The sequence below is a fragment of the Sphingomonas sp. genome (assembly GCF_051962185.1).
Lineage (GTDB): Bacteria > Pseudomonadota > Alphaproteobacteria > Sphingomonadales > Sphingomonadaceae > Sphingomonas.
This window is the reverse complement of sequence record NZ_JBQCCN010000270.1, coordinates 1-16,568: the sequence shown is the minus strand read 5'-3', so window position 1 is coordinate 16,568 and position 16,568 is coordinate 1. Positions and strand designations below refer to the sequence as shown.

The following is a 16,568-nucleotide window of genomic DNA, read 5'->3' as shown; positions in this document are numbered from 1 at the left end:
GAGCCGCGCGAGATAGAGATAGCCGAACGCGTTGAGCCGGTGATTGACCGTCACCACCACCACGTCGCCGCGCGCCGCTAGATTATGGCCGTCATTCAATGGGTCGGTGACGCTGCCGTTCGAATAGGCGCCGCCATGGATGTAGAGCATGACCGGCTTCTTCGCCGCCGGATCGGCCTCCGCGGTCCAGACGTTGAGGTAGAGGCAATCCTCCGCCTGGGGCTGGTAGCGGCCGCTCTGCGGACAGACCGGGCCGAATTTCGTCACCTGCCGTGTCTGGCCCGGAGCGGCATAGGGCACCGGCGCGCGGAAGCGTTGCGCGACGCCGTAGCGGATACCGCGAAAGGCGGTGACGCCGCGGTCGCTCTCGCCGACGAAATTGCCCGAGGGCGCGCGGACATAAGGCGCCCCGGCCGCGCGGGCGACGCCCGACAGCAGCATCGCCGCCCCGGCGCTCGCGCCGGCGCCGATCATGGTACGGCGGTTCCAGCCGTCAGCGTCGGACATCCAGACCCCCTTCGAGAAATGCGTCGATATCGGCCTGGCGGAACAACGAGGCGTCGCCCGGCAGCGAATGTTTGAGCGCGGTCAGCGCGAGGCCGGTGCGCGCGGCATCGTCGATCGTCCCGCCCGAACGCAGCGCGTGGAGCACGCCGGCGGCAAAGGCGTCGCCCGCGCCGATCCGATCGACGATGCCGGCGAGCGTGATCTCGGCCGACTGGGCATGCGCGTCGCGCGTGTCGATCCGCGCCGACAGGCGGTGGCGGTCGGCATCCTCGACGTGGCGCGCGGTCGAGGCGATCGCCTGGAGCTTGGGGAAAGCGGCGAAGGCGGCATCGGCGGCCTCGCGCCGGCGGTCCTCGCCATCGGCCGAAAAGGGCTTGTCGAGCAGCAAGGCGATGTCGCGATGGTTGCCGAACATCAGGTCGGCCTGCGCCACCAGCCGCGACAGGATTTCGCGTGGGCGCCCGTCCCAGCGTTCCCACAATTTGCCGCGCCAATTGCCGTCGAACGAGACCGGGATGCCGCGCGCTCCCGCGGCCTCGGCGGCGGCGATCGCGGCTTGGGCGGGCACCGGGCCGAGTGCCGGGGTGATGCCCGACAGATGGAGGCGATCGACGCCGGCGAGCAGGCTGTCCCAGTCCCAGGCGTCGGCGGGCGCGTCGGCGAAGCTCGAATGCGCGCGGTCGTAGATCACTTCGGTCGCGCGCATGCCGGCGCCCGAGGTGACGAAATAGAGTCCCATCCGCTCGCCGCGGCGCTGGATGCCGGCGGTATCGATGCCGTGACTTCGCAACGTCGAGATTGCAGCATCGCCGAGATCGTTGGCCGGGACCGCACTGACGAAGCCGACATCATGGCCGAGCCGGGCGAGCGCGGTGGCCACGTTCGCTTCGGCGCCGGCGACCCAGACGTCGAATTTTGGCGTCTGCAGGATCAGCTCACGGCCCGGTGGCGAGAGCCGCAGCATGATTTCGCCGAAAGCCAGGAATTTGCCCACTACCGATCCCCCAAATCCAAGCCGTCACCCCGGACTTGTTCCGGGGTCCAACCCTCCACCATGGAATCCAACCGTAGTTGCGCGTTGGATGCCGGAACAAGTCCGGCATGACGGAAGAGGAGGGCGGGGCTCACCGCGCCAGCCACCCGCCGTCGACCGCCAGGATGTGTCCCTGGACGTAATCCGCCGCCCGGCTCGCGAGGAAGACGGCCGCCCCGCCGAGGTCGCTGGCATCGCCCCAGCGCGCCGCCGGGATGCGGTCGAGGATCGCCTTGTTGCGGACCTCGTCGGCCTGCAGCGCGGCAGTGTTGTTGGTCGCGATATAACCCGGCGCGATCGCGTTGACGTTGACGCCCTTGGTCGCCCATTCGTTGGCGAGCAATTTGGTCAGCCCGCCGATCCCGCTCTTCGACGCGGTGTAGCTCGGCACGCGGATGCCGCCCTGGAAGGTCAGCATCGAGGCGATGTTTATGATCTTGCCGCCGCCATTCGCGATCATGTGCCTGCCCGCCGCCTGGCAAAGGAAGAACACCGACTTGAGGTTGGTGTCGACCACCGCGTCCCAATCCTCCTCGGTGAAATCGACCGCGTCGGCGCGGCGGATGATGCCGGCATTGTTGACCAGGATGTGCAGGCCGCCGAGCTTGTCCACAGTCTCGTCCACAACTCTCTGCACAGGTTCGATGGTCGAGAGATCGGCCGAGATGATTTCGGCGCGGCGGCCGCGCGCGCGGACCTTGGCGACCGTGTCCTCGGCGGGCGTGCGGCCGACCGCGGCCACATCGGCGCCGGCCTCGGCCAGCGCCAGTGCGATCGCCTGGCCGATCCCGGTATTGGCGCCGGTGACGATCGCGACTTTTCCGGAGAGATCGAAGGGGTTGGTCATGGTCATTTCCATTCCCCTCCCTTCTAGGGAGGGGTTAGGGGTGGGTAGCGACGCGCAGCGTCGCTCGATACGCTGGCGATGAAACCGAGCCTTCGGCTCGGCACCCACCCCCAGCCCCTCCCTTGCAGGGAGGGGAGTCAGTTCAAGCCAGCTGGCAGATGTCCAGCACGTTCATGTCGGTATAATCCTGGTTCTCGCCCGCCATCGCCCAGATGAAGGCATAGGCCTTGGTGCCCGCTCCCATGTGGATCGACCAGGGCGGCGAGATCACGACTTCCTCGTTCGCCATGACGATGTGCCGCATCGCCTCGCCTTCGCCCATGAAGTGCATCACGCGGTCGTTCGGGCCGTCGAGCTCGAAATAGCAATAGATCTCGCTGCGGCGCTCATGGATGTGCGGGGGCATCGTGTTCCACACGCTGCCGGGCTTGAGCACGGTCAGGCCCATGACGAGCTGCGCGCTGTCGCACACGCCCGGGATGACGAGCTGGTAGATGGTACGCTCGTTCGATTCCTCGAGGGAGCCGCGATCGAGCGCATTGGCGTCGGCGATGCCGAGCTTGCGCGTCTTGAAGCCTTTGTGCGCGGGGCAGGAGGCGAGGTAATAGCGCGCACCTTCGCCGGCGAACTCGACGTCGGTCGCGCCCATCGTGATGTAGAGGCAATCCTTGTTGCCGAGTTCGAAGCTCTCGCCATCGACGGTGACGGTGCCGGCATTCTTGCCGATATTGACCACCGCCAGCTCGCGGCGCTCGAGGAAGGGATGGCCGGCGGCCGAGGGCGGCTCGGTCTGCGCGGGCAGCTTGACCGGCGTGGCGCCCGGCGCGACGCCGCCGATCACGAAGCGGTCGGCATGGGTGTAATTGAGCACGCACTCGCCCTCGCGGAACAGGCCCTGGACGAGATAGCGGTCGCGCAACTCTTCATTGGACACGCATTCCATCATGTCGGGGTGCGTCGCGTAGTAAGTGCGGTCGAACATCAGGCTCTCCGTTAAGAATCAGGCCGCACGCGCGGCGAATTGGGGGTCGTCGATCTTGTAGGCGCGGCGCACCAAGCCGCTGGTCAGTTCCTGGATCAGCTCGGCTGCTTCCCAATCGTGGAGGCGATGCTCGGCGACCAGGCGGGCGAGGAAAGCGCAATCGACGCGGCGCGCAACGTCGTGCCGCGCCGGGATTGACAGGAAGGCGCGGGTGTCGTCGTTGAATCCGACGGTGTTGTAGAAACCCGCGGTCTCGGTCGTCATCTCGCGGAACCGGCGCATCCCCTCGGGGCTGTCGTGGAACCACCAGCTCGGGCCGAGCTTGAGGCACGGATAATGGCCGGCGAGCGGGGCGAGCTCGCGCGCATAGCTGCTCTCGTCGAGCGTGAAGAGGATGATCGACAGGTCGCGCTCGTTGCCGAAGCGGTCGAGCAGCGGCTTCAGCGCATGGACGTAATCGGTCCGCGTCGGGATGTCGGCGCCCTTGTCGCGGCCGTGGCTCGCGAACAGGCCGGCATTGTGGTTGCGGCAGGCGCCGGGATGGATCTGCATCACCATCCCGTCCTCGGCCGACATCGCGGCCATCTCGGTCAGCATCTGGGCGCGGAACAGCTCGGCGTCGGCCGGGGTCCAGGTGCCGGTGACGATGGTACGGAATAGGCGCTCGGCCTCGTCGGGCGACAGGTTGGCGGTCGAGGCGGTCGGATGGCCGTGATCGGTCGCGGTGGCGCCGGCGGCGCGGAAATCGGCGCGGCGCTTGGCGTGGGCGCGGAGATAGCCCTTCCAGTCGTAGACGTCCTCGCCGGTCAGCTCGGCGAAGCGCTCCATTGCCGGCTTGAACGCCTCATGCTCGACGTCGATCACGCCATCGGGGCGATAGGTGGTGACGACACGGCCGCCCCAGCCCGAGCGATGGATCGCGTGGTGATGCGAGAGGTCATCCTGCGCGCCTTCGGTGGTCGCGAGGAAATCGATCCGGAAGCGGTCGAACAAGGCACGCGGGCGGAAGGCGTCGCTCGCCAGTTTCTCGCCGATCGCGTCGAAATAGTGATCGGCGGTCGAAGCGTCGAGCGCGCCCCCGATCCCGAACACGACCGAGAAGACATGGTCGAGCCACAGCCGCGACGGCGTGCCGCGGAACAGGTGGTAGTTGGAGGCGAACAGCCGCCACGCCGCGCGCGGATCGGTCGCCGGCACGCCGGCACGCGACGGGATCGCCAGCGCGTCGAGCGCCACGCCCTGGCTGTAGAGCATGCGATAAAGATAATGGTCGGGCGCCAGCAGCAGGCTGGTCGCGTCGGTCCATTTCTCGTCGGTCGCGAACCACACAGGATCGGTATGGCCGTGCGGGCTGACGATCGGCGAGTCGGCGACGGCCGCGTACAGCGATCGGGCGATCGCGCGCGTGCCCGGATCGGCCGGAAACAAGCGGTCGGGGTGCAGCTCCAGCGTACCAGCCATCAGCCTTCTCCATCCTCCCTGCTTCTCTTGAGCAGGGCTCTGGTAACCGGTGTCAGCGGATAGTTCAACCGCCTCCGGCGATCTCAGTCGATCGGCGGCGACACCGACGAGCGGCGGATCAGCGTCGACAGGAACATCGACGGCTCCTGCACGCCCGAATCGTCGTCATTGTCGGCGATGCCGGTGATCAGCTTGAGCGCCGCCGAGCGCGCCATCGAGGCGATCGGCCAGCGCACCGTGGTCAGCGGCGGCCACATATGCGCGGCGATCGGGGTATCGTCGAACCCGATCACCGACAGGTCGCGCGGCACGATCAGCCCGCGCTGGCAGGCGGCGTGGATGACGCCCGCCGCCATCTCGTCGTTCGACGAGAAGATCGCGGTCGGGCGCGGCACCACGTCGAGCAGGCGCTCGGCGGCGATCAGCCCCGATTCGAACCGGTAATTGCCTTCCGCGATCATGCTGCGCGGGAGCGAGATGCCGGCGTCGCGCATCGCTTCCTCGAAGCCGATGCGGCGTTCGCGCGCCGAGCGGAAGCCGTGCGGCCCGGCGACCAGGCCGATTCGGCGATGCCCCTGCGCGATCAGGTACTGCGTCGCCTCGCGCACCGCCTCGCGATCGTTCGACGCCACCATATGCTCGGGCGCGTCGAGTTCGGCCGAGCCCATGCGGACGTAGCGGCAGCCCAAGTCGGTGCACAATTTGGCGACCGCGTCATTCTCGCTGATCGGCGGCATCAACAACACGCCGAACAGCCGCTGGCGCTCGAGGAAGTGGCGCAGATCCTCGAGCATCGTCGCCGAACCGCGGTCGAGTGGGCGCACCACCATCTCGAACTCGCTGTCGTGGATCGCCTCCAGCATGCCCTGCTGGACGTTCATCACGGTCTGCGCGTTGGGATTGTCGTGGACCAGCCCGATCAGGAAATTGCGCCTGAGCGCGAGCGCGCGCGCCTGCGGATTGGGGATGTAACCGAGCTGGCCGATGACATCCTCGACCTTCTTGCGCGTATCGTCGTTGAGCAACGGCGATCGGTTGATCACGCGGCTGACGGTCTTCTTCGAAACCCCCGCGATGCGCGCGACGTCGTTGATCGTCGGTTGGCCGGTCTTTTCCATCGTGACAGGCATAGCGACGCGGCGCCCGCGGGGCTAGTCTCAGCCCCGGCCTTGCTTCCGACGCTCAGCGCAGGCAAAAGATGACACCGGTTTCTCAAGAAGGCGAGCGGATGACGGCGAACGCGGTGCGGATCGATTCGGGCGACAATGTCGCGACCCTGCTGGCCGACGTGGCGGCGGGCGAAGCGGTGGTCGCGGGCGGCGCGCCGGTGACCGCGGCCGTGGCGATTCCGCGCGGGCACAAGATCGCGCTGGCGCCGATCGCGGCGGGCGAGGCGGTGATCAAATACGGCTTCCCGATCGGCCATGCGACGGCGGCGATCGCGTCGGGCGAACATGTTCATTCGGGCAATCTCGCGACCTCGCTCGCCGGGCAGGAGGCTTATGCCTATGCGCCCGCGCCGCGTGCCAACCTCGCGCCGGGCGACGCGACGTTCCAGGGCTATCGTCGCGCCGACGGCCGGGTCGGCACGCGCAACGAGATCTGGGTGTTGCCCACTGTCGGCTGCGTGGCGAGGACCGCCGAGCGGATCGCGGCCAAGGCGGAAACCGCCCTGGCCGGCAAGGTCGATGGCGTGCATGCCTTCATCCACCCCTTCGGCTGCTCGCAGCTCGGCCAGGATCTCGAGGGCACGCGCGCGATCCTCGCCTCGCTCGCCTGTCATCCCAATGCCGGCGGCGTGCTGATTCTCGGCTTGGGCTGCGAGAACAACCAGATCGCGAAATTGCTCGAGGAAATACCCGAATGGCGCCGCCCGGCGATCCGCACGCTGGCGACGCAACTCGCCGGGGATGAAGTCGCCGAAGGCGTGGCGCTGGTCGAGGAGCTGGCGGCCGAGGCGCAATGCGAGCGGTCGGAAGCGACGCTCGCCGACCTCGTGCTCGGGGTCAAATGTGGCGGCTCGGACGGCTTGTCGGGGCTGACCTCCAATCCGTTGGTGGGGCGGGTGGCCGATCGCGTGGCGGCGACCGGCGGGCGCGTGCTGGTGACCGAAATCCCGGAGATATTCGGCGCCGAGCAGATGCTGATGAACCGCGCCGTCGACGCCGGGGTGTTCGACGAGGTCGTCGGCGTGATCAACGGCTTCAAGCAATATTTCCTCGATCACGGCGAGCCGGTGTCGGAGAATCCGTCCCCCGGGAACATCGCCGGCGGCATCACCACGCTCGAGGAGAAATCTCTCGGTGCGGTGCAGAAGGCCGGCCGCGCACCGATCGCCGACGTCATTCCCTATGGCGCGCGTGTCGCCGCCGACGGCCTCACCCTGCTCGAAGCGCCGGGCAACGACGCGGTGTCGTCGACCGCGCTGGCGGCGGCGGGGGCGACCGCGATCCTGTTCACCACCGGGCGCGGCACGCCGCTCGGTTTTCCGGTGCCGACGGTCAAGATTTCCTCGAACAGCGATCTCGCCGCGCGCAAGCCGGGCTGGATCGATTTCGACGCCGGCATGGTGCTCGACGAGGGGTTCGAGGCGATGGAAGCGGCGCTGACCGACCGCCTGTGCGCGATCGCGTCGGGCGAGCTCACTGCCGCCGAACGTAACGGCGAACGCGAGATCGCGATCTGGAAGCGTGGTGTGACGCTGTGACTCGGCTGTCGAAGGCAACGCTGGCGGGCTTGCCCACCGCGATCGAGGCGCCGCGCGCGCGCGCCGGCGTCACCACCGGCATCGTCCATTTCGGGCCGGGCGCGTTCCACCGCGCGCACCAGGCCGATTATATCGACCGGTTGCTCGACCATGATCCGAGTTGGGGAATCGCCGCCGTGTCGCTGCGCAGCCACGGCACGGTCGAGGCACTGGCGACCCAGGACGGTTTCTACACGCTGGCGATCCGCGATGCCGAGCCGGGCATGCGCGTGATCGGCGCGCATACCGAATTTCTCGGGCCGCAAGACGCGTCGCGGACGCAGGCGCTGCTCGCGGTGCCGGAGACGCGGCTGGTCACCACGACGGTGACCGAAAAGGGCTATTGCCTCGCCGCCGACGGCACGCTCGACGTCGGCCATCCCGATATCGTCCATGACCTCGCGCGGCCCGCGGTGCCGGCCAGCGTGATCGGCTGGATCGTCGCCGGCCTCGCCGCGCGCCGGGCAGCCGGCGTCGCACCGTACCTGCCGATGCCGTGCGACAATCTCGCGTCGAACGGCGCCAAGCTTCATGCCGCCCTCGTGACGTTCGGACGCGCGCTCGATCCCGGCCTCGGCGACTGGATTGCGAACGAGGTCCGGGTGCCCTCGACCATGGGCGATGCGATCACCCCCGCCTCGGCCGATGCGCTCTATGCCGATGCCGCGGCGGCGCTGGGCGTCGAGGATCGCGCCGCGGTCCAGCGCGAGGCTTTCGCGCAATGGGTGATCGAGGACATCGGCGGCCTGCCCGATCTCGCCGCGGTCGGTGCGACGCTGACCGGGGACGTCGGCGGCTATGAACGTGCCAAGCTTCGTATCCTCAATGGTGCGCATTCGACGCTCGCTTATGTCGGGCTGCTGCGCGGCCATGCCAGCGTCGCGGAGGCGATGCGCGACGCGGCCTTGGCAAGCTTCGTCGATGCGATGATCCGTGAGGACATCATTCCGATGCTGCCGCCCGTGCCCGGCCTGGACCTTCAAGCCTATGCCGATGCGGTGCTGCGGCGCTTCGCCAACCCGGCGATCGTCCACCGGCTCGATCAAATCGCGCAGGACGGATCGCAGAAGCTGCCGTACCGGCTCGGCGACACGTTGCTCGCCAATCGTGCCGCCGGCCGCTTGCCGCGTCACGTCGTCGCGGCATTGGGGGCGTGGGTCGCTTTCCTGATGCGGCGGGCACGCGACGGCGCGGCGATTATCGACCCGGCGGGCGACCGGCTCGCCGCGCTGGCGATGGCCGACAGTCCGGCGCGCGTGATCGAGGGATTGATCGCCGAAGGACTGGGGCTTCCCACCGAGATCACCAGCGACATGGCGCTGGTCGCAGCGCTGAAAACGGCCGCGGAGGCCGCCTTTCGCGGAGAAATCGCACAGAAGATGTCCGCCTGACAGTGCGACGGGCTTGTCATTGACACCGGTTTCCCATACGCATCTCGCAACGACACGAGCCCCGGCATTCGGCCGCAGGGCGATGGAGGGGTTCGGCGGTGCAGCCAGACGATAACGTCGACAATATCACACGTATCGCCCGCTCGTTCGTCGGCGCCCGCCGCGCCGGCCACGCGCTGCCCGATTATCCCGGCGACATGCCCGCCGCGCTCGACGACGCCTATAAGGTGCAGGACGCCGCGCTCGAACTCACCGGCGGCGTGGTCGCGGGCTGGAAGGTCGGGCGGATCAATCCGCCGATCGGCACCGTCAACCGTCTTGCCGGCCCGATCTTCATCGATCAGGTGGTGATCGCCGACGGATCGCCGATCGCGATGCCGGTGTTCGCCGAGGGCTTCGCCGCCGCCGAATCCGAATTCCTGCTGCGGATCGCGGCGGCGCCCGACCCCGCCAAGACGCATTATACGATCGACGAGGCCCGCGCGTTGATCGACGCGGTGCATGTCGGGATCGAGATCGCCAGCTCGCCCTTCCCCGGGATCAACGATCATGGTGCGCCGGTGACGATTTCCGATTTCGGCAACAATAACGGCCTGATCGTCGGTGCGGCGATCGACGGGTGGCGCGACATCGATTTCAATACCTGGCCGGTCGAACTGTGGGTCGAGGGTGAACGCGCGGGCGCCGCGACCACCGCGACGATGCTCGACGGCCCGTTCGGCGCCGCGCGCTTCCTGTTCGAGCTGATGGCGGCGCGCGGGATCGCGCTGGAGGCCGGTCAATGGATTTCGACCGGCGCCGTAACCGGGGTACATCCGGTGCGGATCGGCGACCGCGTCGAGGCGAGATTCGATGACCGCTTGACGGTCGAATGCACGATCAAGGCCCGCTAAGAGGCTGTTTTTTAGGCAGGAGAGAGAGGATGGCGACAGCCGGGATGCCGGGCGCCGGGCAGGTGGATAGCCGTATCGGTCGCTATCGCTGGGTGATTGTCGGGCTGCTCTTCGCGGCGACCGCGATCAATTACGTCGATCGCCAGATGATCGGCTTGTTGAAGCCGCTGCTGTCGCAGGACCTGCATTGGTCGGAACGCGATTACGGCGACATCGTCTTCTGGTTCCAGGTCGCCTATGCGGTCGGCTATCTCGCGTTCGGCAAGGTGGTCGACTGGATCGGCGCGCGCCTGGGTTATGCTGTCGCGGTCATCATCTGGACGATCGCCCATATCGCCCATGGCGGCGTCTATTCGGTCACGCAATTCGCAATGGCGCGGTTCGGGCTGGGCATCGGCGAATCGGGGAATTTCCCCGGCGGCGTCAAGGCGGTGGCGAACTGGTTCCCGGTGCGCGAGCGCGCGCTGGCGATCGGCATCTTCAATGCCGGCTCCAACGTCGGGGCGATCGCCGCGCCGTTCCTGATTTGGATGATGCTGCCCTCGTTCGGCTGGCGGATGACCTTCGTCGTATCGGGCGTGCTCGGCATCGCCTGGGTGATCGCCTGGCTGGCGATCTTCCGCGATTCGCCGCGCCAGCATCCCAAGGTCAGCGAGGCGGAGGCCGCTTATATCGAGCAGGACCCGGTCGATCCGCCGGTCAAGGTCAATTGGCTCGAACTGCTGCGCCGCCGCGAAACTTGGGCGTTCGCGCTCGGCAAATTCTGCATCGACCCGATCTGGTGGTTCTATCTGTTCTGGCTGCCGAGCTATCTCGGCAAGCATTACCATCTCGATCTGACGCAATGGAAAACGCCGACCGCGGTGTTCGCGCTCGCGGCGATCTATCTGATTTCCGACGCCGGCAGCGTGGTCGGCGGCTGGATCTCGGGGCGGATGCTGGCGGCGGGCGCCTCGGTCAACCGCGCGCGCAAGCTGACCATGCTGATCTGCGCCGTGTGCGTGCTCCCCGTCGTTTTCGCGACCTCGGTCGGCAACCTATGGGTCAGCGTGCTGATCATCGGTGTCGCGGCTGCCGCGCACCAGGCGTTCTCGGCCAATCTCTACGCCTTGCCGTCGGACCTGTTCCCGCGCTTCGCGGTGGGTTCGGTGATCGGCATCGGCGGCACGGTTGGCGCGGTCGGCGGGATGGTGTTCGCGCTCTACGCCGGCGACGTGCTCGACCGGCTGGGCACCTATGCGCCGCTGTTTGCATTGGCGGGCGCGGCATATTTCATCGCGCTGGCGTTGATCCATGTGCTGTCGCCGAGACTGGAACGCGCCAGCATCAGTTGAGGCGGCGTTCGGTTCGCATAAAGGCGCGCGGCCGCGGTACCCCGCTGCCGCGCGTTTTTGTGTCGAGGTTGAATGGCCTGAGCAGCATTTACGCTTCCCCGGCCTTCGCCGGGGAGGCGTAGAGTAAGAAGACGTGGATGAACTCTACGGAATCAGGATCGGCCGCATCCTGGGCACGACCACCGCGAGCTCGTCCGCCATCACGCCGGCGAACAGATCGGCGCCGTCGCGGTTGAGGTGGGTGTAATCGAACCCGTCGCCGCGCACCGCGACGCGCGGCAGGCCGTCGGCACTGGTTTTGGGCGGCGCGGGAGGCTTGGGGCCGACCGGCTTCTCGCCGCTGTTGCCGCCCAGCGCGGCCGCGACGACGTCGGCATCGGGAATGCCCAGCGAATAATGGCCGGCCATGACCGGGCCCATCGCCTGGACGATCGCCGCGGAACGCGCGTTGAGATCGACCAACGGCACGTTCATCTCCTTCGCCACCGTGCGCACCGCCTCGGCCCAGGGATCGAGGTCGCGCGTGATCCGGCCCTGCTTGAAGAAGCGACGGGTCAGTGGCGTGACCAGAATCGGCGTGGCGCCGGCCGCGCGCGTCTCCTCGACATAGCGTTTGAGATTGGCGGGGAATTCGGTCGCGAGGTCGGTCGAGCGGCCCGGCTTGCCCGGCTGGTCGTTATGCCCGAACTGGATCAGCACCCAGGTGTCGACATAGCCCGGCGTCTTCATCTCGCTGAGCGCGAGGTCCCACGATCCCTCCGTGCGATAGCTCTTGGTGCTGCGCCCGCCGCGCGCGAGGTTGAGACAGGCGGCGAACGAGGTGACCCGCGTGCCGCAAAAGCTGCCGCCCCAACCGCTGTTCACTTGCGTGGTCGAATCCCCGACCAGGATGATCTTGGACGGCTTGATCCGCACCACCGGCGGGTCCTGCGGCGGCGTCGCAGGCACCGGCGCCGCGGCGCTGCCGGCAGCCTGGAGCAACAGACCCGCGACCAGTCCCAGCATCATTCTCTCCCGCTTCTATGACACCGGTGTCCATATCACCGGTGCAATCGGCTGAAAAGCGTCAACGGGTGATGGAGGGGGGATGTCGGCGCCGATCATGCGACGCGCGGAAACCGGCCCCACAGGCCGGCTCCGGTTCGATCAGTCCACTGTCAGGGGACTTTCTGGTGCGGTCGAGAAGACTCGAACTTCCACGTCCTTTCGGACACAACGACCTCAACGTTGCGCGTCTACCAGTTCCGCCACGACCGCACGTGAAAGATGCCGGCGGACGTGCCGCTGGCTGGCAGGCGAGGGCCCCTAGCAAAGCGATCAGGGCGACGCAACCGGTGTTTATCCGGGCGACGTTTATCGGGCGGTGTTTATCCCGGCGCGCTTGCCGATCCGCGTCAGCCGTCCGGCGTGGCGGCCGCGAAGGTGAGCTTCATGTTCTTCGAATTGGCCGGCACGTCGAGCTTGCCGCTGTAGAAGTCGATCGTCCCGCCCGGCGCGATGGTCGGCTGGTCGGGCTTGATCGTCCAGCTATAGACCATCCGGCCGCCCTTGGGCGCGTCGTACAATTCGACGCGGATGTCGGGGATCGGCTGGCGCTGGGCGCTGGGATTGTGGATCTGGCCGCCGACCGCGAACAATTGGCTGCCGGTCGGCAAGTCGCGCCGGTCGGGCGGCTTGACGTTGACGAAGGTCAGCGGGGTCGGCCCGCCACTCGCCGGGATACCGAGCCAGGTCGCCAGGCTGGGGACGTTGAAGAACAGCAAGGCGGCCGCGGCGGCTAGCATCACCACGCCGGCGGTGACCGCGGCGATCGTCCACAATCGCGCCGGGTTGCGGCGCGGGCGGAACGGCGGCTCGTGCGCGAAGGGGTCGTAATCCGGGTCGCTGGCCGTCGTAGCCGGGGCCGCGATCGGCGGCGGCGGGGCGGCGACTGGCTCGGCCACGGACGGCGCCGGTTTGGGCGCGAGCGCGGCGGCAGCCGGCAGTTCTAGCGCAGCGGGGGTCTGGAACCAGCTATGCTTGCACTTGGCGCAGCGCACGGTGCGCCCTTCCGCCCCGATCGCATTGTCGGGGACCAGGTACCGCGTGTGGCATTCGCTGCATTCGAGGATCATATCGTCGTCCGCACCGAGCCGTCGTCGTGCGGCCCCTTTGATGCAATCCCTAAGCGGCGCGCGGGAGTGCGGCAAGCCTTGCGGCGCCGCTGCCCACCTTGAAGCGGGAACGGGTTACGTGCGATGGCGCTGGCGGGGCAGGGTACAAGCGGGTAGCTAACGCCGGCATGGCGAACATCGTGCAGTTCGAGAATGTGGGGCTGCGGTATCCGGTCAGCGATGCCGATACCTTGTCCGGCCTCGATTTCACCCTGGCATCGGGCGGCTTCTATTTCCTGACCGGCCAGTCGGGCGCCGGCAAGACCTCGCTCCTCAAGCTGATCTATCTCGCCCAGCGGCCGACGCACGGCACCATTCGTCTGTTCGGAGAGGATGCCGGCGCCTTGCCGCGCAAGCGCCTGCCTGGCTTCCGCCGCCGCATCGGCGTGGTGTTCCAGGACTTCCGGCTGGTCCCGCATCTCTCGGCATTCGACAATATCGCGCTGCCGCTGCGCCTGTCGGGCGTGCCCGAAAGCGATGTCGAGGCGCCGGTGCGCGAGATGCTCGCCTGGGTCGGCCTTTCCGAGCGCGGCCATGCCACCCCACCCACTTTGTCGGGCGGCGAGCAGCAACGCATCGCGATCGCCCGCGCGGTGATCGGCCGGCCGGAGATCCTGGTCGCGGACGAGCCGACCGGTAACGTCGATCCCGACATGGCGGCGCGCCTGCTCCATCTGTTCGAATCGCTCAACCGGCTCGGCACGACGGTGGTGGTGGCGACGCACGACTTCCACCTGCTAGGCCGTGTCCAGAACGCGCATATGATGCGGATCGAGGCCGGGCGGCTGCTCGACCCGACCGGCGCGCTGCGCAACCCGCCCAAGGCGCCGGCGGCGTGAGCGTGGCGATGTTCTCGACCGCCGCCGACCGCCGCGTGCTCGACGACCGCCGCGGCACGCGCGCGATGACCTGGATCATGGCGATCATGCTGTTCCTGACCGTGCTGGCGGCGGCGCTCGGGCTGGGCACGGTCAACGCGGCGAGCGCGCTCGACCGCCAGCTCGCCGGGCGGCTGACCGTGCAGGTAGTCACCGCCGACCCGGCGGCGCGAGATCGCGATGCGCGCGCGGTACTGGCGGCGCTCCAGGAAATGCCCGCGGTGCGCCATGCCGAGCTGGTCGACCGCACGCGGCTGACCGAATTGTTGCGGCCGTGGCTCGGCGACGCGTCGGACGATGCCGATGTGCCGATCCCCGCGTTGATCGATGTCGACCTCAGCGTGCCGAGCGAAGAAGCGGCGGCGCGGGTCGCGGCCGGGGTGCGCGCCGCGGCGCCGACCGCGCGGGTCGACAGCCAGTCGCGCTGGCTGTCGCCGGTCGCCGGTTTCATGCGGACGCTGATCTATGGCGCGGTGGCGATGGTGCTGCTGATGGCGGCGGCGACCACCGCGGTCGTACTGCTGGCGGCGCGCGCGGGGCTGGAAACGCATCGCGATACGATCGCGATCCTCCACATGCTCGGCTCGACCGACGTCCAGGTCGCGCGCCTGTTTCAACGGCGCATCGCGCTCGACACGATGGTCGGCGGAGTGATCGGCACGCTCGCGGCGATGCTGGCGATCTGGCTGGTGACGGGGCAGATGGCCGGGTTGGGCTCCGAATTGCTGTCGGGTGGCGTGCTGATGCGCGGCGACTGGTTGTTGCTCGCCTTGCTGCCCATCCTGTTCGCCGTGGTAGCGACTGTCGCGGCGCGCATCGCGGTGCTGGGGCGGCTGAGGCGCGTGCAATGATCGTCCGCCGCCTGATCGCCATTGCCGCTCTCGTCTATGTGCTCGGCTTCGTGCTGTTCATGCTGACCTTGCCGCGTCCGTTGGGCGACGCGAAGACCGACGCCATCGTGGTGCCGACCGGCGCGCCGGGGCGGATCGATCGCGGCCTCGCGCTGATCGCCGGACACCAGGCACAGCGGTTGCTGATCAGCGGCGCCGCGCCCGGGGTTCGGCCGATCGATCTGGCGATCAAATACCAGGTACCGCTGACGTTGTTCGCTTGCTGCGTCGATCTCGGGCACGAAGCGGTCGACACCCGCTCGAACGGCGAGGAAACCGCCAAATGGGTGCGCGATCATCGCTACAAGTCGGTCCGGCTGGTGACCTCCGACTGGCACATGGCGCGCGCGCGGATGGAATTGGAAGCGGCGCTCGGTGGCGACGTGACGGTGATCGACGATGGCGTCCAGGGCGACGCGGCGCTGGGCGTGCTGATCGTCGAATATAACAAGCTGCTGCTGCGACGGGTCGCCTTGTGGCTCGGGATGGGCCAGTGAGTGCGCCTTGACCCTGGTCCGCAATATCGTCTTCGCGATCGTCTTCTACGGCCTGTCGTTGCCGATCGTGCTGTTCGTCCCCTTGTCGGCGCTGTTCGGCAAGCGCGCGCTGATCGCTTATGCGCAGGGCTGGGCGGCGTTCCATCGCTGGTGTGTGCGCTGGCTGCTCGGCATCAGGGTTCGTTACGAAGGACCGCGGCCCTCGGGCCAGGTCTTCTATGCCGGCAAGCACCAGTCGCTATTCGAACCGATCGAACTGGTGCTCGAACTGGGCGCGCCTGCGACGATCATGCGCCGCGAATTCGCGCGCATCCCGATCTGGGGCTGGGCGGCGAAGCGCTACGGAGTGATCTTGGTCGACCGCACCGCCTCGTCGGCGGCGCTGCGGCACCTGATGCGCGAGGCGGCGGCGGCACGCGAAAGCGGGCGGTCGGTGATGATCTTTCCCGAAGGCACGCGGGTGAAGCCGGGCGAGCAGCCCGAGTTAAAGTCGGGATTCGCCGGCCTCTACAAGATGCTCGGCCTGCCGGTGGTGCCGATCGCGACCGATGTCGGGCTGCTGTGGCCCAAGGGTGGGCTGAAACGCGCCGGCGTCGTCACTTTCCGCTTCAGCGAGGCGATCCCGCCAGGCTTGCCGCGCGCGGAGATCGAGGCGCGCGTGCGTGAAGCGATCAACGCGCTGGAGCAAATTCCTCCCCGCTAGCGGGGAGGGGACCATTCGTGCCAGCGGATGGTGGAGGGGGCGTGCAGCGGGCGAATAGCGTGCGGCGAACCCCCTCCACCATCGCTTCGCGATGGTCCCCCTCCCCGTAAACGGCAGGGCAATCGCATATGGCGCGAAATCGATGCTCGGGCGCATGTTTCGAATCCGACGCGTCGGCGACCTGCAATTTTCGAATCCAAACGGGGCTCTTCGTGTACGATCGGAATCGAAAATTTCCATATGCGATTGCCCT

16 protein-coding genes and 1 tRNA gene are annotated in these 16,568 nt (G+C 67.8%); 8 read left to right on the top strand and 9 right to left on the bottom strand.

Annotated elements, in window-relative coordinates; genetic code table 11:
• The 6 genes from ACTHJR_RS17050 to ACTHJR_RS17025 form a co-directional block, all read right to left on the bottom strand.
• On the bottom strand, positions 1–507 hold a 507-nt coding region (locus tag ACTHJR_RS17050), incomplete at its 3' end, for a carboxylesterase family protein (RefSeq protein ID WP_440524481.1).
• Positions 494–1,501: a sugar kinase gene (locus ACTHJR_RS17045; RefSeq protein ID WP_440524480.1), complete on the bottom strand. Its 1,008-nt coding sequence runs from the start codon at positions 1,499–1,501 to the stop codon at positions 494–496. The genes ACTHJR_RS17050 and ACTHJR_RS17045, both read right to left, overlap by 14 nt.
• A gap of 130 nt (positions 1,502–1,631) precedes the next feature.
• Positions 1,632–2,387: a 2-dehydro-3-deoxy-D-gluconate 5-dehydrogenase KduD gene (gene kduD, locus ACTHJR_RS17040; protein ID WP_440524479.1), complete on the bottom strand. Its 756-nt coding sequence runs from the start codon at positions 2,385–2,387 to the stop codon at positions 1,632–1,634.
• Positions 2,388–2,529: 142 nt separating this feature from the next.
• Positions 2,530–3,369 (bottom strand): 5-dehydro-4-deoxy-D-glucuronate isomerase, encoded by an 840-nt coding sequence (gene kduI, locus ACTHJR_RS17035; protein ID WP_440524478.1) that lies wholly within the window; start codon positions 3,367–3,369, stop codon positions 2,530–2,532.
• 18 nt (positions 3,370–3,387) lie between these two features.
• On the bottom strand, positions 3,388–4,830 hold the full coding sequence (gene uxaC / locus ACTHJR_RS17030; RefSeq protein ID WP_440524477.1) for a glucuronate isomerase: 1,443 nt from the start codon (positions 4,828–4,830) through the stop codon (positions 3,388–3,390).
• An 83-nt stretch (positions 4,831–4,913) separates the two neighbouring features.
• Positions 4,914–5,948 carry a LacI family DNA-binding transcriptional regulator gene (locus ACTHJR_RS17025; RefSeq protein WP_440524476.1) on the bottom strand — a complete coding sequence of 345 codons (1,035 nt, stop codon included), beginning with the start codon at positions 5,946–5,948 and terminating at the stop codon, positions 4,914–4,916.
• A 110-nt stretch (positions 5,949–6,058) separates the two neighbouring features.
• On the opposite strand from ACTHJR_RS17025, the gene ACTHJR_RS17020 reads away from it, so the two are divergent.
• From ACTHJR_RS17020 to ACTHJR_RS17005, 4 genes are all read left to right on the top strand, one after another.
• On the top strand, positions 6,059–7,537 hold the full coding sequence (locus ACTHJR_RS17020; RefSeq protein WP_440524475.1) for a UxaA family hydrolase: 1,479 nt from the start codon (positions 6,059–6,061) through the stop codon (positions 7,535–7,537).
• Positions 7,534–8,967 carry a mannitol dehydrogenase family protein gene (locus ACTHJR_RS17015; RefSeq protein ID WP_440524474.1) on the top strand — a complete coding sequence of 478 codons (1,434 nt, stop codon included), beginning with the start codon at positions 7,534–7,536 and terminating at the stop codon, positions 8,965–8,967. Before ACTHJR_RS17020 ends, ACTHJR_RS17015 begins: the two co-directional genes overlap by 4 nt.
• Positions 8,968–9,065: 98 nt before the next feature.
• The gene (locus ACTHJR_RS17010) at positions 9,066–9,860 is read left to right on the top strand and encodes a 2-keto-4-pentenoate hydratase (RefSeq protein ID WP_440524472.1); all 795 of its coding nucleotides are present in this window, start codon (positions 9,066–9,068) and stop codon (positions 9,858–9,860) included.
• 29 nt (positions 9,861–9,889) lie between these two features.
• A complete protein-coding gene (locus tag ACTHJR_RS17005; RefSeq protein ID WP_440524470.1) occupies positions 9,890–11,194 on the top strand; it encodes an MFS transporter in 1,305 nt (434 codons plus the stop codon).
• Positions 11,195–11,338: 144 nt separating this feature from the next.
• On the opposite strand, the gene ACTHJR_RS17000 is transcribed toward ACTHJR_RS17005, so the two are convergent.
• The 3 genes from ACTHJR_RS17000 to ACTHJR_RS16990 form a co-directional block, all read right to left on the bottom strand.
• Positions 11,339–12,199: a rhamnogalacturonan acetylesterase gene (locus ACTHJR_RS17000; protein ID WP_440524469.1), complete on the bottom strand. Its 861-nt coding sequence runs from the start codon at positions 12,197–12,199 to the stop codon at positions 11,339–11,341.
• A gap of 165 nt (positions 12,200–12,364) precedes the next feature.
• Positions 12,365–12,451: transfer RNA gene (locus ACTHJR_RS16995), tRNA-Leu, on the bottom strand.
• A gap of 137 nt (positions 12,452–12,588) precedes the next feature.
• Positions 12,589–13,308 carry an MJ0042-type zinc finger domain-containing protein gene (locus tag ACTHJR_RS16990; protein WP_440524467.1) on the bottom strand — a complete coding sequence of 240 codons (720 nt, stop codon included), beginning with the start codon at positions 13,306–13,308 and terminating at the stop codon, positions 12,589–12,591.
• A gap of 167 nt (positions 13,309–13,475) precedes the next feature.
• Between ACTHJR_RS16990 and ftsE the strand changes: the two genes are divergently transcribed.
• From ftsE to ACTHJR_RS16970, 4 genes are read left to right on the top strand one after another with little or no spacing between them, the layout of a single operon-like run.
• Positions 13,476–14,186 carry a cell division ATP-binding protein FtsE gene (ftsE, locus tag ACTHJR_RS16985; protein WP_440524466.1) on the top strand — a complete coding sequence of 237 codons (711 nt, stop codon included), beginning with the start codon at positions 13,476–13,478 and terminating at the stop codon, positions 14,184–14,186.
• Positions 14,183–15,076 carry a cell division protein FtsX gene (locus ACTHJR_RS16980; protein WP_440524465.1) on the top strand — a complete coding sequence of 298 codons (894 nt, stop codon included), beginning with the start codon at positions 14,183–14,185 and terminating at the stop codon, positions 15,074–15,076. Before ftsE ends, ACTHJR_RS16980 begins: the two co-directional genes overlap by 4 nt.
• Positions 15,076–15,612 carry a YdcF family protein gene (locus ACTHJR_RS16975; protein WP_440524482.1) on the top strand — a complete coding sequence of 179 codons (537 nt, stop codon included), beginning with the start codon at positions 15,076–15,078 and terminating at the stop codon, positions 15,610–15,612. The genes ACTHJR_RS16980 and ACTHJR_RS16975 overlap by 1 nt, the downstream gene beginning before the upstream one ends.
• 7 nt (positions 15,613–15,619) lie before the next feature.
• Positions 15,620–16,315 carry a lysophospholipid acyltransferase family protein gene (locus tag ACTHJR_RS16970; protein WP_440524464.1) on the top strand — a complete coding sequence of 232 codons (696 nt, stop codon included), beginning with the start codon at positions 15,620–15,622 and terminating at the stop codon, positions 16,313–16,315.
• Positions 16,316–16,568: the final 253 nt, after the last annotated feature.